This is a genomic window from Acetonema longum DSM 6540 (assembly GCF_000219125.1).
GTDB lineage: Bacteria > Bacillota > Negativicutes > Sporomusales > Acetonemataceae > Acetonema > Acetonema longum.
Genome location: NZ_AFGF01000166.1, coordinates 1 through 26653, shown reverse-complemented (window position 1 = coordinate 26653; position 26653 = coordinate 1). Strand labels below are relative to the sequence as shown.

The window sequence follows — 26653 nt, the reverse complement described above, 5'->3', positions numbered from 1 at the left end:
GATACTTGATAAAGGAGAGTGAAAGCATGAACGGCAGTGATTTATTTAAAGAAACAACGTTTCACCATGCCTGCAGTCTCATGGAGGACGGCCGCTATGCCGAAGCGCTTCTTCTGTTGCATAAATTGGTGACTGACGGTGAAACAGGCGAGGAAGTGCTGGTATGCGCTTTGTCGTCTGCGCTGCACACCGAAAATTGGGATTTGGCCAAGCGCTATGCAGAGGAAATCGGCCGGCAGCAGTATGAAGGAAAAGATGCGTTATTTTGGATAACCGACTATTATTTCGGATCCGGGCAGGAAATGCTGGCCCAGCGCAATATCAGCCAAATACGCCAGCTGTATCCTGCTGACACCTGCTTGTTGTGGGACGTGGCGGAGATGTTGTTTGACTATGAATTCCGGGATCAGTACGAGGAAATTCTGCGGCAGATTGCGGCGGTGAAAACTCAGGACCCATTGGAACTTTTGGACCAGGCGGATGCCCATTTGGCTCTGAATCAACTGGCGCCGGCGGCTCAGAAAGCCATGGAAGCCGCTCGAAATCTGGCGTCCCATGAACGAGACGATATTTACTATGCCGGCCTGGTGCTGGAACAATGCGGCGAAGCCGGCAAAGCCCTGCAGGTATACGAAAAATGGCTGGCAGATTCCCCGGAAGACGTAGAATTTCTGCTGGCCACGGTGCGCTGCCACTCAGCCCTGGGCCAATTCGACCAGGCCGAACATATCCTGGAGCAAGCCCGTCAGCTGCAGCCTGATCTCCCCGAGCTGGGCCCCGCCGCCAAAGCTGTGGCCCAGGCCAGAAGAAAGGTCATAGATTTTCAAATGTATCGAAAACGTAAGCACGAAAGCGGCAGTCAGCTTTAAGATATTGCCGTAGAATTTACATTGCCGGCTGAAACAGCGGGGTAGCGCGGCTGCCAGCCTTCAGCCAGCATTTTTTTCAGGACCTGGGCGGTGTTCAAGGCATCATCCAGAGCCAGGTGAGAGAGACCGGTCTGAGTAATTTTCCGTTCGATCAGAGCGGATTTCAAGGATGCCAGGCGTTCTAATGAATAAAGGACTTTGTACTCTTCCGCCAGGTCGATGTAATCATCCCAGGAGAAGGGGCAGTCAATTTTATAGCGTACGCAGGCATTGGCGATCACGTCCCGGTCAGCGTTGCCCCAGGCTACGATGTAGGTGAGGCCGGCCCGATAATTTTGGCTTAAATCCTCCAGCATTTTTTCCATGGTAATGCCGGCATCAATATCTCTTTGCTGAATCAGAGTGATATTGCGGCACTCCTCGGTAAGCCGGGGGAAAAAACGGGGCCGGACATAGCTCTGATAAGAATCGCCGGCTTCATAGGCCGGCGGGGTTAGCAATACAGCCCCGGCCTCAATAATCTCGGGAAAGAAGGCCCGGGGGCGGCCTGGTCCATTCCGGTGGGTCGTAAACTCAAAATCCACAATGAGAAACTGGCGGCTTAATACGGTCATATAGTACACCCTTCCCAATTAGCATTTAACAGAATCGAACCTATATTCTATTCGCCGCTTTGTCCGACTTTTCCTGTTACAGACACCGGACCGGAAGGTGGGCCGCCTGGTAATAAACCTAGAAAAGGGAGGAATCTAAAATGTCAGATGCGCAGGGTCTTATTATCGTTCACACCGGCAACGGCAAGGGCAAAACCACCGCTGCTTTGGGCATGGCCTTCCGAGCCTGGGGGCAGGGGATGAGAATCCTGATCATCCAGTTTATTAAGGGCGGCTGGAAATATGGTGAATTGGCGGCAGCACAGCAACTGGGCCCCCGGTTTATCATCCGGCAGATGGGGGAAGGGTTTGTTAAAGGCGCCACCCAGGATAAAGCCACTGAGCACCGCCAGGCCGCGGCGGAAGCCCTTAAGGCGGCGGAAGAGGCGATGTCCTCCGGCCAGTGGGATATGATCATCCTGGATGAGGTGAATTATGCCCTGCATTATGGGTTGATCACCCTGGAAGAAGTCCTGGCATTGCTCAATAAAAAACCAGCCGCCCTGCACCTGATACTGACTGGGCGCAATGCGGCGGCGGATGTTATTGAAAGGGCTGATTTGGTAACTGAGATGAAAGAGATCAAGCACCCTTATCAGAAGGGAATTAAGGCCCAAAAGGGAATTGAATTCTAAGCGTCTGCAGCCGGAGCTTGAATGAAATCCGTAAATCGCTGAAAGAACCCGGCCTGTCCTACCACCACCAACTGGTCATTGCCCTGGAGGACGGCCAGGGGACCGGGCGAGACGGTGATCTCGGAACCGCGCCGGATGGCTACAAGGGTGGCGCCGGTGTTTTGCCAGAGTTTGAGCTCGGTGATGGTTTTTCCTACCACATGAGACGTGGAGGATATCTTTATCTCTACCGGATTATAGGGAGTTAAATTTTTCAGACGGTCAGAGTAGCTGATGATATTGGTCAGGACATCTTCCAGCTGCCGGTCTATTTCCTGCTTGCGCTGCAGCAGCAATTCCAGCTCCTGTTTTAGAGAATAGACCGAATGCATGCTCTTATGATGCTCAATGTAATAATAGGCCTGCTCCACTGAAGTGATCCGGATTTCTTTTCCCTGGGAGACGCTAAGCACATTGGCGTCTTTTAACAGGGCAACAGCTTTTCGGATGGTTTCCGGGGACACATTATAATGGCCGGCTAAAAGTGACCGGCCGGATATCTTTCCCCCTACGGGAAAATCCCCGTTTATAATGCGCTGAGCAATATCCAGGGAAATAGAATGATAGATGGACGGGCTGGTTGACATATTCATCCTCCACAGTGAGTTTTACAACAGACTTTTAGAAGTTTGCTAAGACCATATAATACATTATCATATATCATAATGTAATCGAGTAAATACATTTCTAGACATTGGCAAATATTCCTTCTTTACCGTATGCAATATGGTTGCTATCCGGAGAGTACAGGGTTAGCTATAAGGGTCTGGGGAATTATTTTGCCGAATATTGATAAAGATTGCTTAACTTGTTAATATATACATATACATCAATCATCCACCGGTTATTCCTGGAAATCTTTAGAATTCGATAAAGGCGAGGAGAGGATCAGAATGACCAAAATTCTGGCAATTTCACTATTGGCCGGGACTTTATTACTGGCAGGCTGCGGCAGCGATTCATCCAAGGGAGTTACCGCTAAGGACGTGCAGCAAAAAACCGCCGAAGCTGTTGAAACAACTAAAACGTATACACTGCAGCAAAAAGAAGAATATCAAAAACAAGCCCAAACTAAAATTGACGATCTTTCGAAACAAATTGACGAATTAAAGGCTAAAGCCAGTCAGGCTACCGATCAGTCCAAACAGGGAATAACGGAGCAAATTGCCGCTCTGGAAAAAGAAAAACAGACGACACAGAACAAATTAGGCGAATTAACCTCGGCCAGCGCCGAAGCCTGGGGGGCATTAAAATCCGGCATGGACGCAGCAATGGGTAGTCTGGAAAAATCCTATAAAGAGGCTGTGTCGAAATTTGATAAATAGACATTGACAGAGGAATCCTGATACTGTATGATAAAAACAATTTCATATCCGTGATAGAGGTGCGGGCATGATCAGTACCTTCCGGGAGCTGTCGGCAAAGAACGGAAGGAAAAGGCAGGCTTGCCGAAGCTGCGGGATATTGACACTATGCTGCTGCTGGGGTTGCGTCGAACAGGCGCAGAACTGTCACCTTCGGGTGGAGCGCTATCTTGCCGGCTGATTCAGCTGAATGGCTCAGTATGTTATTATACTAAGCGGTTGTGAGAGTATGCGCAATCGCTTTTATTTTTCTTTGCCGCCGCTCATCAGATATGATCGACCGGTTGATACCGACCGGAGTACAAACTACAGGAGGCATGAATATGGCAAAAAAAACACTGCCCTTTTCACAGACGGAACTGGAAGAAATTATAGCACAGCATCCGACTCCCTTTCATATTTATGATGAACAGGCTATCCGGCAGAATGTCCGGAAGCTTTTGGCCGCCTTTTCCTGGGCACCCTCATTTAAGGAATATTTTGCCGTAAAGGCTACTCCCAATCCTTATATCCTGAAGCTGTTGAGGGAAGAAGGGGTAGGGGCTGACTGCAGTTCGCTGGCTGAATTGATCTTGTCCGAAAAAGCTGGCATTGTCGGAGAAAATATCATGTTCACCTCGAACGACACCCCGGCCGAAGAGTATGTAAAAGCCCGGCAACTGGGCGCCGTCATCAATTTGGACGATATTACCCAGTTGGATTACCTGGAAAAGCATGCCGGCATGCCGGAACTGATTTCCTTCCGGTACAATCCGGGACCCTTGCGGCAAGGCGGCAACGCCATTATCGGCAAGCCGGAGGATGCCAAATACGGCCTGACCCGCCAGCAGTTGATCGCCGCTTATAAAATGGCCAGGGACAAAGGCGCCAAACGGTTCGGCCTCCACACTATGGTCATTTCCAATGAGCTGAATCCCGCTTTCTTTATTGAAACAGCCGTGATGATGTTTGATCTGGTTGTAGGCATTTACCGGGAGAACGGCATCCGAATCGAGCTGGTCAACTTCGGTGGCGGCATCGGTATTCCTTATCGCCCGGAACAGGACGCCGTGGACCTGGAGGTCATCGGCCAGGGGGTTAAGAAAGTCTATGAGGAGAAGATTGCCGCTAGCGGTCTGGCGCCTCTCGAGCTGGCCCTGGAGTGCGGCCGCATGATTACCGGACCTTACGGATATCTGGTGACCAAGGCTCTCCACAAGAAAGAAATTTACAAGAATTATATAGGCCTGGATGCCTGCATGGCCAATTTGATGCGCCCCGGCATTTACGGCTCCTATCATCATATCACAGTAGCTGGCAAAGAAAATCTGCCTTTGGACCACATGTATGATGTAACCGGCAGCCTGTGCGAAAATAACGACAAGTTCGCCGTGGACCGCAAACTGCCCCGGATTGACATCGGTGATACTTTGGTGATTCATGACGCCGGCGCTCACGGCCATGCCATGGGATTCAACTACAACGGCAAGCTGCGCTCCGCCGAACTGCTGTTGAAGCCCGATAAAAGCGTCCAGGTGATCCGCCGCGCCGAAACCCTGGATGACCTGTTTGCCACTCTGGATTTTTCCCGGCTGTAAAGAAAGATTCGTGTAATGAAAAGCGCTTCCTTGACGGAGTGCGCTTTTCATTTGAACAGTTCTACATGACAGGGTAGCAGATAGCTAAGACGGAAAGCGGAATACATAGAAGAAGAGCCTGCTTTTGCAGGCTCTTAAGGCAGTTCCTGAATATACTCGAAAATCAGTTTTGACATATTGGCAATCACATGCCGTCCATAAGCCACATCCATTAGCTGCTCGGCCATGATAGCTACCGCGTAGGAGTGCTTCGACCCATAGACAATGCCGGCGTCATGTTCGGTATAATCCAGTTCGCCGGTTTTATGGGCGACAACCGTTCCCGGCGGCAGGTACAGGGGGATTTTGACCCGGTCCTGCTGCTGTTTTAATATGGCCAGCATGACGCTGTCGCAGAAAGGGTCCAGGCAGCAGCGGTGATACAGCCGTTCCAGAACAGAGACCATATCGGTGACCGAGGTGTAGTTGTCCCGGCCCTCCTGGCGGGCGGCAAAATCCATCATCCGGCGGGCTAATTCGGTGTCTGCTGCATTCAGGCCGGCCATGCACCGGTTGACGCTGTCCATGCCGATACGGTCGATCAGTAAGTTGGTAGCCGTGTTGTCGCTTTCGGTGATCATGACTTCCACAAGGTGCAGTATGGTGTATTGAGAGCCATAAGCGGCGAATTCCAGTTCACCGGCGCCGCCTACCCGGTTGGCGGCGGTAACGGTCAGCAGTTCATCAAGAGCCAGAATGCCCTCTTTAGCCTGGCGCAGCGTTTCCGTCATAATGTAGATTTTGATCAGGCTGGCCGAACTCATGCGGCGAGAATTGATACTGATCCGGTCCTGCGTATCCGGCAGACTGACGGCCAGGGAATAAAAGCCGGGCTCTTTTTGAATCCGGTCTTGGATCAATCCCGCCAGGGGCGCCAGGCGGGATGGCGGCAAGGACATGATTCGTACTCTCCTTTAATGGAAAAATATCGTGTGTTGTCATAGTCATTGTAGTCTGTTTCGCCTTTCAAGGCAATATGGTCGGAATAAAGCCGCTGAGGAATAATATTCTTATGCGGTCATCGAATCAAAGAAAAGGAATTTTTGCCTTTAAAGGAGAACTTTCAACCGATATAACACCAGGTGCAAAGCATGCAGTAATGCAGGCGAAAGGAGAATCATTGTGCAAAAGAAATCCGTTATTTTCTGGCTGGTTGCCATTGTCTTGCTGACAGGCATGATGGCCGGCTGCGGCGACAAAGAGACCGGGTATTTGCGCTATGCGCTGAGTGCCGAGCCAGAAACCATTGATCCGCGCAAATCCACCAGTGTCGCTGCTTCAACCGTCGAAGCCCAACTGTTTGAAGGACTCACCACGATTAACGAAAAAAATCAGCCGGCGCCGGCTGCGGCGGAAAAATGGGAAGTATCAGCTGACGGTGCGAAATATACCTTTTTCCTGCGAAAGAATGCCAAGTGGTCCAACGGTGATCCGGTCACGGCCCAGGATTTTGAATATGCCTGGAAATCGGCATTGAGTCCTGAACTGGCTTCTGCCTATGCCTATCAGATGTACTATCTGAAAAACGGCGAGGCTTATAACAACAAACTGGCCAGCGCCGATACTGTAGGAGTCAGGGCAGTGGACGATTATACCCTGGAAGTGATTCTGGAGCGTCCTACTCCGTACTTTTTGTCTCTGGCCGCCTTTCATACCTACTATCCGGTGCACCGAAAAATCGTCTCTACCGATGAAAGATGGTCCGCCAGCCCCAAGACCCTGGTGGGCAATGGCCCCTTTATCCTGAAAGAATGGGTCCATAACAATAAAATGGAACTGGCCCCAAATCCTCAATACTGGGATGCGGCCAATGTGAAAATGGATAAGCTGGAACTCTTGCTCCTGGACAATGCTTCTACGGTAGTATCCATGTTTGAACGGGATCAGCTGGACATGGGCGAAACTATGCCGGCCAGTGAAGTCCCCCGTCTGCTGCGGGAGAAGAAAGCTTTCCTGTATCCCCAATTAGGTACGGACTATTATTCCTTTAACGTAAATCAGGCTCCCTTTGACAATCCTAAAGTGAGAAAGGCCTTTCAATTGGCTGTAGACCGGGACGCTCTGACGGTAAAAGCGCTTCAGGGCGGTCAGCAAGCGGCTTATGGCCTGGTTCCTCCCGGTCTGAGTGATGCCAAACCGGATCAGGATTTCCGCCAGGTAGGCGGGGCGCTCCTGAAAGATCATGATGTAGAGACGGCCCGGCGCCTTTTGGCTGAGGCCGGTTACCCCGAAGGCAAGGGATTGCCGCCGGTCACCCTACTCTATAATACCAGTGAAAGCCACAAACTGGTGGCTGAAGCCGTGCAGGAAATGTGGAAGAAAAATTTAGGCGTTCAGGTCCAATTGACCAATCAGGAATGGAAAGTCTATGTCTCCAACCTGGAACAGTATGACTTCCAGGTGGCCCGTGACAACTGGCTCGGAGACTATGCCGATCCCATCACCTTTCTGGAACTGTTTGAAACCGGCAACGGCAATAATGTCCCCGGCTACTCCAACCGGGCATATGACCGGCTGATACAGATCGTCAGAACCAGCAACGACCAGTCTGTCCGCATGCAGACCATGCACGACGCCGAGAAGATTCTGATGGATGACGCCGTCCTGCTGCCTTTGTACTTCCACTCCAGCCCGCTTTTGGTCAAGGACAAGGTCAAGGGCTACATTCGCACCGTTTTTGGCACGGTGTATTTGAAAGGCGCTTACCTTCAACAGTAGATATAATTTGGCAAAAATGGCGGCGGCATTCGAAATCATAACTGTTTCGGCTGCCGCCGCCGCATATCATATCGTCATCGGGGAGGGATATTGATGCATATCATCGACTGGCACTGCGACACCATTCTGAAACTATGGCGGTCAGAAGGGAAGGCGGCGCTTTCTGAAAACCATCTCAGCATTGACCTTGAGAAACTTCAGGCCGGTCACTCTCTGGCCCAGTTTTTCGCCGTGTTTATAGACCTTGAAAGCCATCCACAGCCCTTCACCGCTTTTAACGCCATGGCTGATTTATTCCAGCAGGAATTGGCGCAAAACAGCGGGCGGATTGCTTTAGCCCGCAGCGTGGCGGAACTGAAAGCCAACCGGGATAGCGGTTATATCTCAGCCTTCCTGACTATCGAAGACGGCGGCGTCCTGGAAGGCCAGATGGAAAACCTTTATCAGGCCTACGAACGGGGCGTGCGGCTCATTACCCTGACCTGGAACTATCCTAATGAAATCGGCTATCCCAATCATGAATGGACCCATCAGAACCAGGGGCTCACCGGATTTGGCCGGGAAGTGGCGGCGGAAATGAACCGGTTGGGGATGATTGTGGATGTATCCCATTTGTCAGACCAGGGGTTTTATGATGTAGCCCAATTATCCAGCCGTCCCTTTGTGGCATCTCACTCCAATGCCCGCAGCATAACCGGACACAGCCGCAATCTGACCGACGAGATGATTCGCCTCCTGGCGGAAAAAGGCGGCATCACCGGTCTGAATTTTTGTCATGCCTTTCTGGGGGAGGATCCCGCTACGTCCAGAATTGAGGATATGGTGCGCCATATCCGGCATATCGTCAATGCAGGCGGCATTGAAGTTATGGCCCTGGGAACGGATTTTGACGGCATCAGCTCGTCGCAGCTTGAGATAGAGCATATGGGCGAAATCGACAAATTGGTGCAGGCACTGGAACAAAGCGGCTTCACCAGCGGAGAGATCGAAAAAATATGCTGGCGGAACGCATGGCGGGTTATTCAGGACACTATGATGTAAACCCATAGCAGGGAAGTTTTGCTTAAATTCAAATATATGGAATACTCAATTGTGAAGTATAATAATGGTAAACTGCGTCGTTAAAATGCAGGAGGTGTTTTCATGGCCAGATCAGCCCAGCCCTGCCAGGAATGCGGCAGGGAAATATACTTTGAAGGTCTTTGCTATCAGTGCAGAGGCCGCAAAAAACGTGAAGCATATCTCGTTATGTCTGACAGGCAAATTGAAGAAGCCATTCAGGATATTGTGGAGCATATTGAAACGATAGGCGCTTTTGAAAAAACATATAAAGATTTTAACGCTTTGTTGGCATACCACAATATCAGTACTGAAAAAATTGCAGAAGCAGCTTTGGCAAAAGGCGTGTTCTATCCTTCCGCCATTTACCGCAATGCTTCGACAGCCGTGAGAGACAGGCTGATTGACCGGTTGCTGAGACCTGACTGCAAAAACGCCAATGACCTTTTGTTATGCCTTGCCATGTGCGGCGATGCTGTGGTGCTGAAAACCTTTTACGAATTAGAGAACAATCCCCAGCCGTGGCGAAAAAAGCTGCATGTCAATCCGTCTGTCTACGCCCAATACGGCGGCTGGAGCTATGACGAGAACGGAAACCGTTATGAGGTGGCATATCCTTGCTGTTATGCTATTCTTCCTGGGGTTCCTGCTGATGAAGCAGTCAAAATCGGCAGCTTAAGAGAGGATCACTGCCCGGTTTGCGGCTGCCGCCTGGTTGATATGCTGACATTGGATGGAAATGATGCGCGGCTTGCGTTTCTTAGGCTGGGGGGCAAAGTGAAAGTGCCGGTCTGCCCTAATTGTGCGGTTATGAGTGACAAGATCCTAGTACGTTATCAAGTGAATGGCGAAAGCCGGATGGAAATTATCGAACCCTATGAGAATAAAAACCACATGGACGAAGCGGAAGTGGCTCAGCTGGCGAACAATGCGCGCGTTTTGGGCTTGACCCGTGAGCCTGTTGCGCCTTTTTACGCCTGCGGAGGCGACGAAGTCTGCACGATCGGCGGCTTTGCCGACTGGATACAGGATGCGCAATATGAAAGCTGCCCTGACTGCGGCAAAACGATGAAACTGCTGGCAGCGCTTCAGTGGGATATCCTTAGTGATTACAGCGAAGGGACACTCTATGCGGAAATTTGCACAGATTGCCAAATCATAACCCTGATTCATCAACAGACTTAACCCGTCTGCTCTTATCGTTTTAAAGGCCCTCCGTCTGCCGCGCATTCGCAGCAAACAAAGGGCCTTTTTTCAATCCAAATCGAACATAGCAATAATTGGCGCATGGTCTGATGGTCTTGCCAGCCGCCGCAGGCTGGTATCCACCCAGGCGCCGGTGGAGCGGGCAGCCAGATTCTCAGTAGCCAGAATATGGTCGATCCGCCAGCCCAGACCCCGGTCCAGGGCGTTCATGACCCGGTAGTCCCAGAAGGTATAGTGGCCGCCTTCCGGTACGTGCTTGCGGAATACATCGGTGAATCCCCACTCTTTTGTATAGGCAAAGGACGCATGTTCATCCGGGTGATACCCTACCCGGCCTAAGAGACGCTTTGGGTCATAGATGTCAATGGGTTCCGGCGCCACATTCAGGTCTCCCAGCCAAACCACCGGCTCCGAAGGAGTGTAATGGCGGCTGAAGTAGTCCCGCATATGACGCAGCCAGGCTAATTTGTACTGAAAATATTCGATTTGCGGGTCTTGTCCCTGGGGAACATACGTATTGACTACCGCAATTTGGTCAAAGCGGGCGGCGATCAGCCGGGCTTCACCGGGCTGACCCCATTCGTCCAGGCCGGTTTTTATCTCAGCCGGCTTCTCCCGGCTGAGGACGGCCACACCGTTTTTGCTCTTTTCCCCCAAGAAAGCTGCATGATATCCGATATCCGTAAATGCCGACACCGGAAAATCCGGGTCCTGCACCTTAGTTTCCTGCAAACAAACCACGTCAGGGGTTTCCTGGCCCATCCAGGCCAGAAGATCCTCCAGGCGAACCCGCACCGAATTCACGTTAAAACTAACAATTTTCCACTGTCTCATAAGCTCTCCTCTCCGTCTAGAGCTTGTTGTAACATTCCATTTGCAGCCTCGAATCTGGGTCTTTTCAACGGTTCCCTAGTAGCTGATAACAGCCGCTAAGAGGAGTCCCGTTGCGAAGCTGATCCGGGAAGACAAAATCCCAACGGCTACATTGCCCTTGGCGATTTCATCCGTTACTTTGAAGGGGGTCAAAAACTCAAACAGATAAAACACGATGACTTGAAAGGCCATGCCAAGAATCCCCCAAATGATCAAGTCAGCAGGATTGATGGCGTGATAAATGGCCGAAGCCAGTACAATAGACTGTCCCAGAATTTTACCGCCTAAATCATAGGCAGCCGCCTTGGCGGCAAGAGATTTGGCCTGGTCCTGACTGCCTTCCTTGATGAGATGAAGCTCTTTATAAGGGGTGCTCAGAATGAAGATATAGGCCCCCAGGACCAATAAAGGCAGAGAAAGCGCCAGATATGTAAAAAAATTGGCGAAATTAGCTCCTTGCAGGTTCACGCAATCATTCTCCTTTCTACACTTGCTGCTTTCACCGGCCGGATCGACCGGTATATTATGGATTTGCTATTGAGATTCGCTGCCGGGGGCCTGAATCCTTTTCGTTACGCTGAAAATCCGGCTTTCGCAATCTTTTTGACTTCTCCTGTCTGCCTGAGTTACAATAGTAGAGATAATCTAGTTTGAGGGGGAACTTAATAATTTATGATTCTTTTCCGCGATATTCAACTGACAGATAAACCGGTTTTTGACCGGTATTTTTTAACACGGCGTTATGAACAATCCGCCTGTACCTTTACCCATTTATTTATGTGGCGCAAGTGGTATAACATCTGCTGGGCCGAGGCTGACGGCTACTTATGCCTTAAAGCGTCCTACGACGGCGTGGACTACATACTGCCTCCTTTCGGCGAACCTGAGGGCTACCGGGCGGTTATGGAGCAGATGCTGGCTCATTTTGCCGCAACCGGGCATAAGTTTTTGATGAAAGCCGCTACACCCGATATAGTGGAACTCCTGGAGAAATTCTTCCCCGGCAAGTTCCAAATTACTCCTGACCGGGATAATTTTGACTATGTTTATGCGGCGGATGATTTAATTCATTTGAAGGGGAAAAACTATCATACCAAAAAGAACCACCTGAATAGTTTCAAGCGGCTCTACTCGGACTATGAGTATAAGCCTCTGACTAAAAAGCTGGTCCCGGACTGCATTGAGTACGCTGGTGAATGGTGCATCCAGAACGGCTGCGACAAGGATCCTTCCCTGGTCCTGGAGCGGAACGCCATTCAGGAAGCTTTACTGAATTTTGATCAACTGAGTTTTCAGGGGGGAGTCCTTTATGTTAACGGCAAGGTCGTTGCCTTTACCATGGGAGAAAAGCTCAATAATGATACAGCCGTGATTCATGTGGAAAAGGCCAATTTTGAAATGCGGGGCGGATACCAGGCCATCAATCAGATGTTCTGCGCCCATGCTTGGTCTGATATGCAGTTTATTAACCGGGAAGAAGACATGGGGCTCGAGGGCATTCGCAAGGCGAAAGAATCATATTTCCCGGTAAAATATATTGAGAAGTATGACGTTGTCGTAAAGTGAGGCGAGACCATGGACTTTCGGCTCGTGACTGAGAAAGACGATAAAGCTGTGCGCCGGCTGTGGTCTTATTCCTTTAACGGCGACGAACCTTTTTTCAGCTGGTATTTTTCCCAATTTTACGACCGGGGCAACGGGCTGGGAGGATACGAAAACGGAGAACTCCTGACCTGCCTGCATTTGCATCCCTATCAGCTCAGCTTGCGGGGCAGCAGCCTGGCCGCCTCCTATATCGTAGGAGTGGCCACTGATCCTGCAGCTCGGCGGGGCGGCATGATCCGCCGGCTGCTGACGGCTTCTCTCGAGGAGATGCGCCGCCGGGATCACTGGGTCAGCATTCTCATGCCGTCGAAAGCCGGCTTTTATGCGCCCTATCAATGGCTTTTATGTTACCATCATCTGGTGTATATGGTTAAGCTGGAGGACCTGCGGCCTTTGGCCAAACCTGCCGGCAACATCCTGTACATTGAATCGGTGACCTTGGACTTTTTTGCGCAAAGTTACGCCAGGTTCGTGGCGGGCAAACACGGCTATGTGGAGCGTACTCAGCAGGACTGGCTGCATCGCCTGAATGAACATATCAACGACAGGGGATTCGTCTATTGTCTGGAAATGGACGGCCAGCCGGCCGGCTACATCATGTATTCATTCAAAGGAAAAACCATGCTGATTAAAGATATGGTTTATGCCGATGCGCGCGCCCAGGCCGCACTGTTCAGCTTTATTTACGGTCATCGGTCCCAGGCCGAATTTATCGACTGGAATGCGCCCCTGGACGATCTGAGTTATCTTTCTCTGTTTGATCCCAAACAGGATATCCGGATGTATCCCTTTATGACTGCCAGACTGGTGGACGTGGCCCAGGCCCTGGAGGCTATCCGTTATCCGGCCGAACTTGAGGACAGCCTGACTATCCGGGTGCAGGATGATATGGCCCCCTGGAACCATCATTGCTTTCGCCTGACCGTGAGCGGCGGGCAGGGCCGGGTGGAGGTCGCCGACCAGGCCCCGGCGCAGCTGGAGTGCCAGGTGGGGCCTCTGACGCAGCTATTTTTCGGGCGGCTGAGCGCCAGTCAATTATGGCGTCAAGGCGCTCTGACCGGGCAGCCTGAAGCTGTGGCCAAGCTGGGTGCGATATTCCCCCCATGCGTGACTTATATTAACGAATATTTTTAAAAATAGAAAGCCAGGGAATGCTGTTGCCTGGGAGAGGCACAGACAACGCGGATGAAAAGAGGAGAAAAGCAATGAGCAAGAATCAGCATCGGGAGACTTTCTCATCAGGTCTGGCAGTCTTTTTCGCTACTCTGGGTTCAGCCGTCGGTTTGGGAAACATCTGGAAGTTTCCGTATTTGACCGGACAAAGCGGCGGCGGCGCTTTTTTACTGGTGTATTTCCTCTGTATTCTGTTGGCGGGGATTCCGGTCATGGTCGCCGAATTTTATATTGGACGCAAAACCCGGAAAAACGCGGTAGGCGCTTTTGCCGAACTGCGGCCGGGAACCAATTGGAAGCATATCGGCACCATGGGCGTAGTCTCGTCTTATTTAATCATGTTTTTTTACAGCTGTGTCGCCGGCTGGGTGTATTACTATCTGTTTAAAGCCCTGAAGGGGGATTTCGCCAACGTGACTTTGGCCACAGCCCAGGCGGAATTTGCCTCTGCCGTAACCAATCCGGGTTCGGCTATTATGTGGCAGGCTATTGTCATGGTGGTGGTTGCCAGTATACTAGCCCTGGGAGTGCAGAAGGGGATCGAAAAAATCACCAAAACCTTAATGCCGCTCTTGTTCATCCTAATCCTGATCTGTGATATTCGGGCCATAACTTTGCCGGGAGCTGAAGCCGGGATCAAGTTCTTGTTTGAAGTGGATTTTGCCAAGCTGACCGGACCGGTCATTCTTACTGCCCTGGGACTGGCTTTCTTTAAACTGTCTCTGGGGATGGGCACCATGACGACCTACAGCAGCTACTTCACCCAAGATAACAACTTGTTTCAGACAGCCTCCCGGGTGGCTCTTGCCGATACGGCGGTATCCATGCTGGCCGGCTTGGCCATTTTCCCCACGGTATTTGCTTTTGGCATGGAGCCGGGGGCCGGACCGGGACTCTTGTTTATGACGATTCCTCTGGTCTTTTCCCAGATGCCTCTGGGCAATATTATGCTGATTGCCTTCTTCTTCCTGACATCCATTGCCGCCACCACGGCCATGCTCTCTTTGGTGGAGGTGCCGGTAGCCTATTTTAGCGAGGAAAAAGGCTTCACCCGTCAAAAGGCCGCGTTTTTAAACGCCGGAATTATTCTCCTTTTCGGCGTGCTGGCAGCCTTATCAGCTGACCCTGCCGCCCCGCTGGGACAAGTTCAGTTTGGCGGACGTGGCTTTTTTGACTGGTTTGACTATCTTTCCTCCAATATTCTGCTGCCTCTGGGAGGCTTACTGATTGCCCTGTTTGTGGGCTGGCGGATCGACCGGGAGAATCTACGCCGGGAACTGTCTAACTATGGAAGCGTAAACCAATCCGGCATCATTGACGTATTCCTGGTTGTCATTCGTTATGTGACGCCGGCACTATTGGTTTTGGTTTTCCTGAACTCGATCGGTATTCTTTAATGTACAATGATTTCAAAGGAAAAATTTGGCGGTTTTAGTCGCAACAAAAATCGCTGGATGACATAAAACTACCTTTTTTTGCGACAGGAAAATGCCTGATTATGTATAATATAATAACTGGATATTTCTAACTGATAGCTGCAGATTATATGACGATTCGATGCAGTTATAATGCTATTAATGAGGTTTTCAGATCCGGCTTTGAGAGAATCAGGCGCAACAGTCGCTTGATCTTGATCTTGATAAGGGAGGATTCTTTTGATGTTACAATTAGATATGGAGAACGAGACCTACTGTGTGATCAAGGTCATCGGGGTAGGCGGAGGCGGCAATAATGCGGTCAATCGCATGATCAGCGCCAATGTGAAGGGCGTGGAATTCATTGCCGTCAATACCGATGCCCAGGCTCTCTTGACCTCCCAGGCTCCCTACCGGATTCAAATTGGCGGCAAGTTAACCAAAGGACTGGGTGCGGGCGCTAACCCGGACATAGGCGAAAAAGCGGCCCAGGAAAGCTATGATGATCTGGTCAAGGCCATTAAGGGGGCGGATATGGTGTTTGTGACCGCCGGCATGGGAGGCGGCACCGGCACCGGCGCTGCGCCGATTGTAGCCGAGGTGGCTCGCTCTCTGGGGGCACTGACCGTGGGAGTTGTGACCAAACCCTTTAATTTTGAAGGCAAGCGGCGGCAAGTTCAGGCCGTTCAGGGCATGGAAAAGCTCATGCAGCATGTGGATACCCTGATTACCATTCCCAATGACCGGCTGCTTTTAATGGCGGATAAACGCACTTCCATGGTGGAAGCCTTTCACATTGCTGATGATGTGCTGCGGCAAGGGGTCCAGGGAATTTCGGACCTGATCGCCGTCCCCGGACTGATTAACTGCGACTTTGCCGATGTAAAAACGATCATGACTGACGCCGGATCGGCTCTGATGAGCGTGGGTATAGGCAGCGGGGAGAACCGGGTGATCGCGGCGGCTGAAGCGGCTATCCGCAGCCCTCTGTTAGAGACCTCTATGGAGGGGGCCAAAGGGGTGCTCTTAAACATTACCGGCGGCGCCGGCATGGGCATCTTCGAAGTCAATGAGGCAGCGGACCTGATTACCCGGGTAGCTGACCCGGATGCCATGATTATCTTCGGCGCTACTATTGACGAAACCCTGAAGGATGAAGCTAAAGTTACCGTGATCGCTACCGGCTTCAAGGCCGCTGCGGCGCCGCAGCCTGTGGCTGCCAACCGGACAAGCCCCCCGACTAAAATAGTCCCCCCTCTGCCTACGCCCCAGGCCGGCATCAGGGAAGCGGCGGCCGGCAAAGCGGATACTCCCAGTATCGAGACCTTGCGCCGCTATGTACTGGATATTCCGGAATTTATGCGGCACAAGGGCATAATCATGCCGGAGGACCTGAAAAAGAATAAATAGAACGGCAGGGCCCGACTATGTTCAATGTCCCATAAAGGACCAGGAATTTTCCTGTTTTTTATGGGACTAATTTTTTGTAATCTCAATTAAAGTTGTTAAATTATACTCGTATATGTTTAAAATGGCAGGGAAAACTGATGGAGAATAGAAATTTACTAACGAGGAAAATTATTAAATTTAGAAGGGGGTTTTAGTCCAATGAAAGGGAATCCTAAACTAATCGAAACTTTGAACTCGCTTCTCGCCGACGAGCTTTCGGCAATCAATCAGTACATTGTTCATTCCGAGATGTGTGCTAACTGGGGGTATGATAAACTTCATGCCAAGTTCGAAATGAGAGCCATCCATGAGATGAAGCATGCTGAAAAACTGATTGCCAGAATCCTCTTTTTAGAAGGCGTCCCCGTAGTATCTGAACTCAAGGCTATTCACATCGGCAATGATATCCCCAAGCAGCTGGAATGTGATCATGCTGCCGAAGAAGACGCCATCAAAGCGTACAATGCGGCCATCAGACTGGCTGGTGACGTGAATGATTTCGCAACCCGTGAAATTTTGGAACATATTTTACAGGACGAAGATGCTCATATTGATGAGATCGAAGAATTGCAAGATCAAATTTCTCACATGACTCTGCCTATCTTTTTAACCACTCAGGTAGGAGGGTAGCTATTTTAATTGCTGAATATGATACGTGACACCATTGATTGATACAGGGAGTTGATCATATGCCGGTCAAGAATGCTATGACTGCCGATTTCTTACGTTCCGCCTACGGCGGCGAATCTATGGCCCATATGCGGTATCTGACCTGGGCCGAAGATGCGGAAAAAAAGGAAATGCCCAATATCGGCAGATTATTCCGGGCTGTTTCCTATGCAGAACAGGTTCACGCCTTTAATCATTTCCGGGAGCTTGGTCAACAGACGGGCGGGGCGACAGTGACGGCCGGAGCGGAGTTTGGCATGGGGTCGGTGGCCGAAAACCTGCAGTGGGCCATTGACGGTGAAGTCCATGAAGTGGAGCAGATGTATCCTGTTTATTTCCAGGTGGCTCAGTGCCAGCAGGAAAGCGGAGCCCAGCGTTCCTTCCATTATGCTCTGGAAGCCGAAAAGATCCATGTTACCATGTTCAAAGCCGCCCAGGATGCGGCTAAAGCCGGCAAGGACCTGCCGACGAAGGATTATTACGTCTGTCCGGTATGCGGCTTTACCGGCGAAGGTCACATGGAGGACCAATGTCCGGTCTGTAAGGTGAAAAAAGAGTTGTTTAAGGTTTTTTCCGCTTAATCCCGGGTAGAAAAGCCCGAGCAAGATCACATACGGCCCTGCGCATCGGTGCACCACCGGGACAGGGCCTTTTTTCTATCTATTGCTATATCACAAGAGGTGTGTTGTTTATGAAAAATACGAAAAAATAATCGCCAATTATTAAAACATCCCCCGCAAGGGGAGAAGGAAGTAAGCTATGGCAGAGCAATCCGTGCTGATTTTAAAAGGTAATATTATTTTTACGCCGGATGCCCGGAACTTCAAAGTTTACCGGGACAGTTACCTGATTGCTGTCGGCGGCGTGATCCGCGAGATCTGTCCGGCGTTGCCGGCCCAGTATCAAGCCCTTCGGATTCATGATTACACGAATCAGTTGATCATCCCGGGATTTGTGGATTTGCATACCCATGGGGCTCAGTTTAACCAGCGGGGCCTGGGGCTGGATTATAAACTTCTGGACTGGCTGAATCGGTACACTTTTCCGGAAGAAGGAAAGTTCAGCGATCCGGATTACGCCTCCCGGGTTTATGAAGCCTTCGCGTCGGAACTGATCGCTCAGGGAACAACCCGGGCAGCAGTATACGCTACCGTTCACCTTTCAACCAGCCGGCTGCTGTTTGCCGTTCTGGCCCGTCGGGGCTTAGGGGCCTATGTGGGCAAAGTCAACATGGATGCCAACTGCCCTGATTTCCTGAAAGAAGATACTGCAAAGTCCCTACAGGCCACGGAAGAAATTCTGGCGGAGTGGACAGGGAACTCCTTGGTCAAGCCGATTATTACTCCCCGCTTCGCGCCGACCAGTACCAGAGTTTTAATGGATGGGCTGGGAAAACTGGCCATAAAATATGATGCGGCGGTTCAGTCCCATCTGGCGGAGAATACCGGTGAAATTGAGTGGGTCAGGGAACTGTTCCCGGAACACCGGGAATACCATCAGGTGTATCAGCACTATCACTTGTTTGGCCGGACGCCGACTCTGATGGCTCACTGCATTCATCTCAGCGACAACGCTATGGAAAGCATGAAAGAAAATCAGGTCATAGCAGTCCATTGCCCCGACTCTAATATGAATTTATCCAGCGGAATCATGCCGGTCCGCAAACTGTTGAACGCCGGGGTCAAGGTTGGCCTGGGCAGCGATGTGGGCGCCGGACACAGCCTGTCCATGCCTCAGACCATGATCCGGGCCATCCAGCTGTCTAAAATAAAGCATGCCCTTGAGGCGGAGCATCAGCCTCTCACATTGCCGGAGGCCTTTTATCTGGCGACCAAAGGCGGCGGCAGCTTTTTCGGCCGGGTGGGGAGTTTTGAGCCTGGCTATGCATTGGATGCGCTGGTGATTAATGATACGGCGGCGGGGTGGGACATGGAGCCGCTGGAAAAGCTGCAGCGGTTTATTTACACGGGAACCACAGCGGATATTGCGGCGCGGTATGCCGCCGGCAGGAAGATAGGATGAGAAGGGCGGGCAATAGGATAAAATAAAACATGCAGAGGTGCTTGGCGAATGAAATACAACCCCGATATTCATCACCGGCATTCCATGCGGCTAAAAGGCTATGATTATGCACAGCGAGGATTCTATTTCGTCACAATTTGCAGCCATAATCGGGAGTGCCTCTTTGGCAAAATCGAAAATGGAATCATGATATGTAACGAAAAAGGACAAATCGTGCAGTCAGTATGGGACGATCTGCCAAAGCATTATCATCATATCGCATTGCACGCATGTGTAATAATGCCTAACCATGTTCATGGTATTATTGAAATTAGCGAACCAATCGAATCCCCCGAATCCCCCGTAGGGGCGGGTTTTGTAAGGGCGGGTTTGAAACCCGCCCCTACATCCGCCCCTACGGCCGATGATCATCCCTCAACCATGCTGACGGCTGTGCCGATTTCCACCTTGTCAAACAGTTCCTCAATATCCGGATTGTACATTCTCACGCAGCCGCCGGAAACATAGCCTTCCACCGGGCCGTTCCAGGAACCGTGCAGGCAGGTTTTGTCCGAGGACAGGACCAGCCTTCTGGAGCCAAAATCCCATTCCGATGCGGCAGGGCTGTCAAAAGTCAATTTCTCGAGCACCTGGTAGTTCCCCGGCGGGGTGGGTGTTGGCGGCTTGCCAATGCCGATTGAATACTCCTTGATAAAGGTATCTTCCTCAAAATAAGATAGGCGCATGTTTTTCAGATTCACTACGATATGTTTTTTCATGTGCACCTTCCTTTCTTGGTTTATCATATGACCGGTATCCTCATATGTGATATCCTGGCCCCGTAGGGGCGGGTTTGAAACCCGCCCGTACAAAAACCCCGCCCGTACAAAACCCGCCCCTACAGTGAGGTGATGCAGAATGTTTGACACCCGGCAATATATCCGCAGCGTGCAGCTGCTGCGGGATAAGGTCCCGCGTTTTGACGCCTACCCGTTTTCCCTGCCGGCGATTCGCAATTTGCATGAGCTGGCATTGCACCCACGGGTTACCTTCATTGTGGGTGAGAACGGGACTGGCAAGTCCACCCTGCTGGAGGCCATGGCGATTGCCTGGGGGTTTAACGCCGAGGGCGGCACAAGCAATTTTACCTTTGCTACCCAGGCATCCCACTCCGAACTCAACGAATACATCCGGCTGGTTAAAGGTACAAGGCGTCCTCGCGACGGTTTTTTTCTCCGTGCGGAGAGCTTTTATAACCTGGCGACATCGATTGAACAGCTGGATTCTGAAGGCGGGCCCGGCGGGAAGGTGATTGCCTCGTACGGCGGAAAATCCCTGCATCAGATGTCGCATGGGGAGTCATTTTTCGCTGTGTTTCAAAACAGGCTGAGTGGCAACGGGCTGTATATTCTGGATGAACCGGAGGCAGCCTTGTCTCCTGTGCGGCAAATGGCCCTGATTACGCGCATGCATGAACTGGTGCGGCGAAACTCGCAGCTCATTATTGCGACCCATTCCCCGATTATTATGGCTTATCCTGACAGTCTGATCCTTCAATTGACCCGGTCTGGCATCCAGCAGGTGGATTACGAGCAGACCGAGCATTATTCGGTCATGAAAGAGTTTGCCAACAACCGCCCCAAAATGCTAAAGATTCTACTAGGCGAGTAAACGCCTGATAAGGCTTCCGGCTTTCCCCGGAGGCCTTATTTTATGGTGACGGGTACTCGTGCTCTTTACGGCCATAATGCCGGCACGCGGGGCATAGGCCATTCTTTTGCCAGTGATAGAGGATTGCGGATTTGTGGGTCCGGTGCTATAATTATCAATGATAATCATTATCATCAATAAAACAAAGAATGGGAACAGACCGGGCAGGCTGCAGCATTTGGCGGAGGCGAGTGAGCGTGAAGCATGATTTGATTGGGCGGCATTATGAAAGAATGATTCAGGAGCATTATCTGATACCGGTCTCATGCGACGGGACCGGTATCCATTACCGCGTCAGCCGTAAATACGGGGAGGGAACGGCGCGGCGGCTGATGCTGGGAGAGGGACTGGATATAAATTATTGGCACGGCTTTTCCGCATCCTGTCTGGAACTGAATAATGTATGCCTGCAGCCGGATATGCTGGAAATCAGCTGTTGCCTGGAAGGTTCCATGCAGGTCGGCCTTTATGAGCCAAATGAGCAATATGAATTGGCGGCGGGACAAATGATGTTTTATTATCATAAAAATTTTCTGCCGTCCTATAGGCTGAGCGCCTGGGAGTATACCGGGTTTTCCGTTCATGTGCACCATGATTACCTGGCCGGCTGGCTGGCGCCGGGCTGCGTCGGACAACTGGACGATGAGTGGCGCTGCAATATCGGCCTGCTGATGCGGCAGCAGCGCCTGCTGGTCAGAAACGCGCCGCTTGCCCTGCTGCGGCTGGCCGGAGAAATCCAGTCAGGCCCTCCGGTGAGCCATGTGGCCGCCTTTTTGGCGTTTCAGGCTAAGGTTATGGATTTTGTAAGCGGCTCCCTGCAGGCCCGGGAGGAAAAGGTAGATGACGGGGCCCTGCCGCCCCGGGATCTGGATCTTGTGAACCGGGCGCGGCAATATCTGCAGGAACATTTGTATCAGCCGCCTTCTATTGCCGAACTGGCCCGAATCCTTCATACCAACAGCGGGACGCTGAAACGCAATTTTAAACGGGCCTATCAAACGACCATTTACGGCTATGTCAAGCAGCAGCGTTTGGAGAAAAGCCTGAACTTGCTGAAACATACCGACCTCAGCATAGCCGATATCGCCAGCGAGGTCGGCTATGCCAACCCCAGCAAATACGCCACCGCCTTCAAACTGCATACCGGCATGACCCCCAGTGAATATAAAAAAAACAGAGGATAGCCGAAAACGAAAAAATCCCAGGATCAAGGCACAACCTGCCTTGATCCTGGGATTTTGTTTGCGAAACCCATCTATAGCCTTGAATCTGGGACCGTTCAAAAAGGTCCAGATGCTAGGTAAGAGCAACGCCTGCGTTGCCGTACTAGTGAAGAATTTAGGTGACTTTTTGGCTTATAAGAAATTATCCGCTATTACCTATCTCCCGAAAAGTCACAAATTCTGATACAGCGCGACGAGGACGGGCGTGAGACTGTACGTTTGGAGGGTACGTCGATACTAGAAAGATGCGGAGCATCGTGAGATCAGGAGGAAAACAAATCACTTTTCGGTGTAGTCACAGCAAAATAGACTACTGCATACAAACCCGAAAAGGGATGTTTTCTGAATGAGCCCGCCCGCAGGAGCAACGACGCAGATGGGCCTTTTTCAACGGTCCCCTGTCAAAGTGCCGTTTGGAGGGGGGTCAGTGCCTGGCGGAGTGGAATAGCGGCCTGAAACCCGATTATAGTGGAGGGGAGGAGGGAGCTTATGAAACAACAATCCCATTTTGCTTATTTATTGACAATTGCCGGCAGTGAAAAATACAGGCTGTATCTGGCGGCGGGCTTCAGCGCCGCCAGCGCCGTGGCGGCCATTGCCCCCTATGTGTTTTTGTCTGTCATGCTGCGGGAGCTGATGCAGCCCGCTTTTGCCATGGAGGAAATGCTGCTGTGGGTGAAGCTGACGGCGGCCGTAATCGTCCTACGGTTCCTTCTGTTCATGCTTTCCGGCGTGTTTTCCCACATTGCGGCCTTCACCATCCTCTATAAGCTGCGCCTGAAAGCGGTGGCTTATTTCGCCAGGCTGGGCATGGGCTTTTTTGTCAGCCGGACCAGCGGCGAACTGCAGAAGACGATCAATGAGGACATTGAAAAGCTGGAAAATTTCATTGCCCACCAAATCCCGGACCTGGTGGCGGCAGCTGCGGCGCCGCTGGTGATTTTCCTCTATTTGCTGGGCGTGGATTACCGACTGGCGCTGCTCCTGTTATTTCCCGTAGGCCTGGCCGTCCTGTTCCAGGCAGCCTCGTTCCGGGGTTACCGCCAGCGCATGGAAGAGTATTATGAACTGCTGGGCCGGCTGCATGGGGCGATTATGGAATATATCTGCGGCATGCCGGTGATCAAAGCCTTTAATCTGACGGCCGATTCCTTCGCCAAATACAAACAGAGCGCCGAGCAATACGCGGTTTTCTGGCGGACGATCGCCAGGCGGATGGGCCCGGTGTACGGCATTTTCACCGTGATCATTGAGTCGCCGCTGCTGTTTGTCATTCCCGGCGGCGGCTATCTGTTCCTGACCGGCCGGATCGAGCTGCCGGTATATATCTTGTTTCTGACGTTAAGCCTGGGCTTTTTGAATTCGTTCAAAGCGCTGGTGGAATTTGGCTCGAGTTTTTCGATGGTGCTGGAAGGCATGGGCAAAGTCCGGGCCATTCTGGAGAGCCGGCGCAGCCAAACGGTTCTGTCCGGCTGGATAAAAACGGCCGTTATGCCATTGAGTTTGACCATGTTGGCTTTGAGTATGACCAGGTCAGCGTCCTGGAAGACCTGAGCTTTACGGTACGCCCCGGTGAAACCGTGGCCCTGGTCGGCCCGTCGGGAGCGGGGAAAACCACGGTGGCCCAGCTTCTGGGACGGTTTTGGGATGTCCGGCGGGGCGTCATACGGATCGGCGGGCATGATATCCGCGACCTGGAGCTGGAAAGCCTAATGGAGCAGATTGCCTTTGTGTTTCAGGAGACCTTTGTGCTCCATGACACGGTTTACGAGAATATCCGCATGGGGCAGTCGGTGTCCCGGGAGGCGGTGCTGGAAGCTGCCAAGGCCGCACAGATACACGATTTTATCCTGTCGCTGCCCCAGGGCTATGATACGGTGTTGGGGGAGCAGGGGACCAAGCTCAGCGGCGGGCAGAAGCAGCGGATCGCCATTGCCCGGACCCTGCTGAAGGATGCGCCGGTGGTCGTGCTGGATGAGGCCACTTCTTACGCCGATATTGAAAACGAAGGAAAAATCCAGGCCGCTCTGACGGCGCTGCTGCGTAAAAAAACCGTGCTGGTCATTGCCCACCGTCTGTATACCATTCAGCATGCCGATCGCATTATTGTGCTGGACAATGGACGGGTCGCCGGCCAGGGGACCCATCAGGAACTGCTGGCAGGCCAGCCCTTGTATCAGCATTTATGGCGGCTGCAAAGCGCAGAAGCCGATAAACCCTTGATGGAGGTGAGGACATGATCGGTACGATTCGATTGCTGCTGGGGAAAGATATCAGACGGCTGTGGCCTCCGATTGGGCTGATGATGCTTGATGCTTTGATCAGCATGGTCTTTTACGGCGTGCTCTACCTGCTGATTCTCGACCTGATGAACGCAACCTTTTCCCTGCATAAGCTGGGCCTTTACACCCTGGTGCTGCTGGCCGCCTTTTTGCTGCGCTGCGCGGCCACGGCCACAGGCTATACGATGTATCACGTCCTGGGCAGCGATATCATCAAAACCATGCGGCTTAACCTGGGGAATCATTTAAAAAATCTCTATCTAGGATATTTCGACAAAAACAGCATGGGTCACCTGCTGGGAGTCATGACCCATGACGTGGCCGATTTTGAGCGGGTCATCACCCACTACATGGGCGACCTGATCAAAGCGGTATTCCTTTCGGTTTATCTGGTTGCTGTGGCCTTCTGGATCGATTACCGGCTGGCGCTGGTGCAGCTGACCTTTATCCTCGGCGGCCTGCTGATCCTGTGGGCGGCCAGCAGGGTCGTCACCAGGCTGGGGATTCGCAAACGCAGAGTGATCGGGCAGGTTGTCTCCCGGATTGTCGAATATATAAGCGGCATTCGGGTGTTCAAAGCCTTTAACCAGACCGGCAGCCGTTTCCAAAGGCTGGAGCAGTCCTTCCGCTCCTTCAAGCGGGAAAGCATTATCCTGGAGGCCGGTATCGCCCCCTTTGTCATGGTCTTTGCCATCCTGGCCGACCTCGGCTTTCCCTTAGTGATGATCAGCGGCGCCGGCCTGCTGCTGGAACAGACCCTGACTAAAGAACTCTTTGTGATTTTTCTCATCCAGAGCCTGGCTCTCAGCAATGTGCTGAAGGCCTTCTCCGGGCAGTATCATGAATTCCGCTACTTCGAGCTGGCCGCCCGGAGGCTGGTTGACACCTATGCCCGGCCGGAGATCGGCTTTGCGGCGGAGGCGCTGCCGCCGGAGCGGTATGATATAGAATTTCGCGACGTCAGCTTTGCCTATGAGCCGGGCACCCCGGTGCTGAAGAATATCCGGTTTGTGGCCAAAGAAGGAACCACCACCGCCCTGGTGGGGAGCTCGGGCTCGGGCAAAACCACCGTCACCAGCCTGATCGCGCGTTTCTGGGATGTGACCTCCGGCAGGATTTTCATCGGCGGCCGCGACATCCGGGATTTGAACCCTGACCGGCTGTTAGCCAAAATTAGCATGGTATTTCAGGATGTTTACCTTCTGAACGATACCATTTACAACAACATCAAAATCGGCGCGCCTGACGCTGGCCGGGAAGAGGTCATCCGGGCCGCCGAGCTGGCTCATTGCCGCCAGTTTATCGAAAAACTGCCCGGCGGCTTTGACACCCTGGTCGGCGAGGGCGGCTCCACGCTGTCCGGCGGCGAAAAACAGCGCCTGTCCATTGCCCGGGCCATCATCAAAAACGCCCCGATTGTCCTGCTGGATGAAGCCACTGCCTCTTTGGACGCCGATAATGAGCACGAAATCCACCGTTCCCTGCAGCAGCTTACGACCGGCAAGACAGTGGTGGTGATCGCCCACCGCTTAAACACCATCCGGGATGCCGATCAGATTATCGTACTGGAGGAGGGAGGGATTGCCGAAAAGGGGAGTCACCGGGAGCTTTTGGCCGGCGGCGGGGCTTATTGCCGGATGGTCGGGACTCTGGCAGCGGCGAAGAGCTGGAAGATATAAAAGAAAAAATATGCTCCATATTGTTAGCTGAATCTGGCTTTGCCGAGCTTGTGCAGAATTGCCGTAATGAGCATCCTGCGCAAGCTCTTTTTTTAGCGGCATTGTCTCCGGTTAACCATATGGAGTCCAAAAACAACTTGTCCAATCGTTGGATAGATTATACAATATACAGGGATAAGACAAAATCAGTCAAAAAAGAGGCTGCAGAGCCGATATTCTTATGCTGCCTGGCATTGGGAGCTGTCATTATAGCAGGTATTGGCGCATTGTTTTTTCAATTTGCGCAGCAGATGAGACAAAATCCTGTTTGGACAAGTAGACAGGCTTTTTAAACGAAGTCTCTTGTAAGTGAAATTTGGTTCACTTTATAATAAAGAATTGAGAAGTATAATCTTATTTTGACGGCTCTGTAAAG

26 protein-coding genes and 1 riboswitch are annotated in these 26653 nt (G+C 51.7%); of the genes, 20 read left to right on the top strand and 6 right to left on the bottom strand.

Annotated elements, in window-relative coordinates:
• The first annotated feature begins 26 nt into the window (after positions 1–26).
• Positions 27–869, top strand: a complete 843-nt coding sequence (locus ALO_RS15510; protein WP_004097630.1) for a tetratricopeptide repeat protein — start codon at positions 27–29, stop codon at positions 867–869.
• On the opposite strand, the gene kapD is transcribed toward ALO_RS15510, so the two are convergent.
• Positions 866–1483 (bottom strand): 3'-5' exonuclease KapD, encoded by a 618-nt coding sequence (gene kapD / locus ALO_RS15505; RefSeq protein WP_004097629.1) that lies wholly within the window; start codon positions 1481–1483, stop codon positions 866–868. The genes ALO_RS15510 and kapD overlap by 4 nt on opposite strands.
• A gap of 140 nt (positions 1484–1623) precedes the next feature.
• Here kapD and cobO point away from each other — a divergent pair, with 140 nt between their 5' ends.
• A complete protein-coding gene (gene cobO, locus ALO_RS15500) occupies positions 1624–2157 on the top strand; it encodes a cob(I)yrinic acid a,c-diamide adenosyltransferase (RefSeq protein ID WP_004097628.1) in 534 nt (177 codons plus the stop codon).
• On the opposite strand, the gene ALO_RS15495 is transcribed toward cobO, so the two are convergent.
• Entirely contained in the window at positions 2154–2783 is a 630-nt protein-coding gene (locus ALO_RS15495) for a TrkA C-terminal domain-containing protein (protein WP_004097626.1), read from the bottom strand. The two genes, cobO and ALO_RS15495, sit on opposite strands and share 4 nt — an antisense overlap.
• A gap of 306 nt (positions 2784–3089) precedes the next feature.
• Here ALO_RS15495 and ALO_RS15490 point away from each other — a divergent pair, with 306 nt between their 5' ends.
• Both ALO_RS15490 and ALO_RS15485 read left to right on the top strand, forming a co-directional pair.
• Positions 3090–3521 (top strand): sll1863 family stress response protein, encoded by a 432-nt coding sequence (locus ALO_RS15490; protein ID WP_004097621.1) that lies wholly within the window; start codon positions 3090–3092, stop codon positions 3519–3521.
• Positions 3522–3567: 46 nt separating this feature from the next.
• A riboswitch (Lysine riboswitch) is annotated at positions 3568–3736 on the top strand.
• A gap of 147 nt (positions 3737–3883) precedes the next feature.
• On the top strand, positions 3884–5137 hold the full coding sequence (locus ALO_RS15485) for a diaminopimelate decarboxylase family protein (RefSeq protein ID WP_004097618.1): 1254 nt from the start codon (positions 3884–3886) through the stop codon (positions 5135–5137).
• A gap of 134 nt (positions 5138–5271) precedes the next feature.
• Here ALO_RS15485 and ALO_RS15480 read toward each other — a convergent pair whose 3' ends face one another.
• Complete coding sequence (locus ALO_RS15480) at positions 5272–6075, bottom strand: serine hydrolase (RefSeq protein ID WP_004097614.1); 804 nt, start codon at positions 6073–6075, stop codon at positions 5272–5274.
• Between the two features lie 223 nt (positions 6076–6298).
• On the opposite strand from ALO_RS15480, the gene ALO_RS15475 reads away from it, so the two are divergent.
• The 3 genes from ALO_RS15475 (at position 6299) to ALO_RS15465 (ending at position 10138) form a co-directional block, all read left to right on the top strand.
• Positions 6299–7894 (top strand): peptide ABC transporter substrate-binding protein, encoded by a 1596-nt coding sequence (locus ALO_RS15475; RefSeq protein ID WP_004097613.1) that lies wholly within the window; start codon positions 6299–6301, stop codon positions 7892–7894.
• A gap of 93 nt (positions 7895–7987) precedes the next feature.
• Positions 7988–8935, top strand: a complete 948-nt coding sequence (locus ALO_RS15470) for a dipeptidase (RefSeq protein ID WP_004097612.1) — start codon at positions 7988–7990, stop codon at positions 8933–8935.
• Between the two features lie 102 nt (positions 8936–9037).
• A complete protein-coding gene (locus ALO_RS15465; RefSeq protein WP_004097611.1) occupies positions 9038–10138 on the top strand; it encodes a hypothetical protein in 1101 nt (366 codons plus the stop codon).
• 69 nt (positions 10139–10207) lie between these two features.
• On the opposite strand, the gene xth is transcribed toward ALO_RS15465, so the two are convergent.
• Together xth and ALO_RS15455 are read right to left on the bottom strand one after the other, a co-directional pair.
• Positions 10208–10993: an exodeoxyribonuclease III gene (xth, locus tag ALO_RS15460; protein ID WP_004097609.1), complete on the bottom strand. Its 786-nt coding sequence runs from the start codon at positions 10991–10993 to the stop codon at positions 10208–10210.
• 75 nt (positions 10994–11068) lie between these two features.
• The gene (locus ALO_RS15455) at positions 11069–11500 is read right to left on the bottom strand and encodes a DUF350 domain-containing protein (protein ID WP_004097607.1); all 432 of its coding nucleotides are present in this window, start codon (positions 11498–11500) and stop codon (positions 11069–11071) included.
• Positions 11501–11704: 204 nt separating this feature from the next.
• Here ALO_RS15455 and ALO_RS15450 point away from each other — a divergent pair, with 204 nt between their 5' ends.
• From ALO_RS15450 to guaD, 7 genes are all read left to right on the top strand, one after another.
• Positions 11705–12598, top strand: a complete 894-nt coding sequence (locus tag ALO_RS15450; protein ID WP_004097606.1) for a DUF2156 domain-containing protein — start codon at positions 11705–11707, stop codon at positions 12596–12598.
• Between the two features lie 9 nt (positions 12599–12607).
• A complete protein-coding gene (locus ALO_RS15445) occupies positions 12608–13771 on the top strand; it encodes a GNAT family N-acetyltransferase (protein WP_004097605.1) in 1164 nt (387 codons plus the stop codon).
• 71 nt (positions 13772–13842) lie between these two features.
• On the top strand, positions 13843–15207 hold the full coding sequence (locus tag ALO_RS15440) for a sodium-dependent transporter (protein ID WP_004097604.1): 1365 nt from the start codon (positions 13843–13845) through the stop codon (positions 15205–15207).
• A gap of 261 nt (positions 15208–15468) precedes the next feature.
• Positions 15469–16635: a cell division protein FtsZ gene (gene ftsZ, locus ALO_RS15435; protein ID WP_004097603.1), complete on the top strand. Its 1167-nt coding sequence runs from the start codon at positions 15469–15471 to the stop codon at positions 16633–16635.
• Positions 16636–16833: 198 nt separating this feature from the next.
• Positions 16834–17304, top strand: a complete 471-nt coding sequence (gene bfr, locus ALO_RS15430) for a bacterioferritin (protein ID WP_004097602.1) — start codon at positions 16834–16836, stop codon at positions 17302–17304.
• 59 nt (positions 17305–17363) lie between these two features.
• The gene (locus ALO_RS15425; RefSeq protein ID WP_004097601.1) at positions 17364–17924 is read left to right on the top strand and encodes a rubrerythrin family protein; all 561 of its coding nucleotides are present in this window, start codon (positions 17364–17366) and stop codon (positions 17922–17924) included.
• A 178-nt stretch (positions 17925–18102) separates the two neighbouring features.
• Complete coding sequence (gene guaD, locus ALO_RS15420; protein ID WP_004097600.1) at positions 18103–19365, top strand: guanine deaminase; 1263 nt, start codon at positions 18103–18105, stop codon at positions 19363–19365.
• Between the two features lie 407 nt (positions 19366–19772).
• On the opposite strand, the gene ALO_RS15410 is transcribed toward guaD, so the two are convergent.
• Positions 19773–20123, bottom strand: coding sequence for a L,D-transpeptidase (locus ALO_RS15410; protein WP_004097596.1), 351 nt, complete (start codon positions 20121–20123; stop codon positions 19773–19775).
• 139 nt (positions 20124–20262) lie between these two features.
• Between ALO_RS15410 and ALO_RS15405 the strand changes: the two genes are divergently transcribed.
• The 6 genes from ALO_RS15405 (at position 20263) to ALO_RS15385 (ending at position 26570) form a co-directional block, all read left to right on the top strand.
• Positions 20263–21015 (top strand): AAA family ATPase, encoded by a 753-nt coding sequence (locus tag ALO_RS15405; protein ID WP_004097592.1) that lies wholly within the window; start codon positions 20263–20265, stop codon positions 21013–21015.
• Between the two features lie 236 nt (positions 21016–21251).
• Positions 21252–22238, top strand: a complete 987-nt coding sequence (locus tag ALO_RS15400) for a helix-turn-helix domain-containing protein (protein WP_004097590.1) — start codon at positions 21252–21254, stop codon at positions 22236–22238.
• Positions 22239–22766: 528 nt separating this feature from the next.
• Positions 22767–23831: an ABC transporter transmembrane domain-containing protein gene (locus ALO_RS22875; protein ID WP_202945796.1), complete on the top strand. Its 1065-nt coding sequence runs from the start codon at positions 22767–22769 to the stop codon at positions 23829–23831.
• A 26-nt stretch (positions 23832–23857) separates the two neighbouring features.
• Positions 23858–24517: an ABC transporter ATP-binding protein gene (locus ALO_RS22870; protein WP_202945795.1), complete on the top strand. Its 660-nt coding sequence runs from the start codon at positions 23858–23860 to the stop codon at positions 24515–24517.
• A complete protein-coding gene (locus ALO_RS15390) occupies positions 24514–26238 on the top strand; it encodes an ABC transporter ATP-binding protein (RefSeq protein WP_004097588.1) in 1725 nt (574 codons plus the stop codon). Before ALO_RS22870 ends, ALO_RS15390 begins: the two co-directional genes overlap by 4 nt.
• Positions 26190–26570, top strand: coding sequence for a hypothetical protein (locus ALO_RS15385; protein ID WP_004097579.1), 381 nt, complete (start codon positions 26190–26192; stop codon positions 26568–26570). Before ALO_RS15390 ends, ALO_RS15385 begins: the two co-directional genes overlap by 49 nt.
• The last annotated feature ends 83 nt before the right edge of the window (positions 26571–26653 follow it).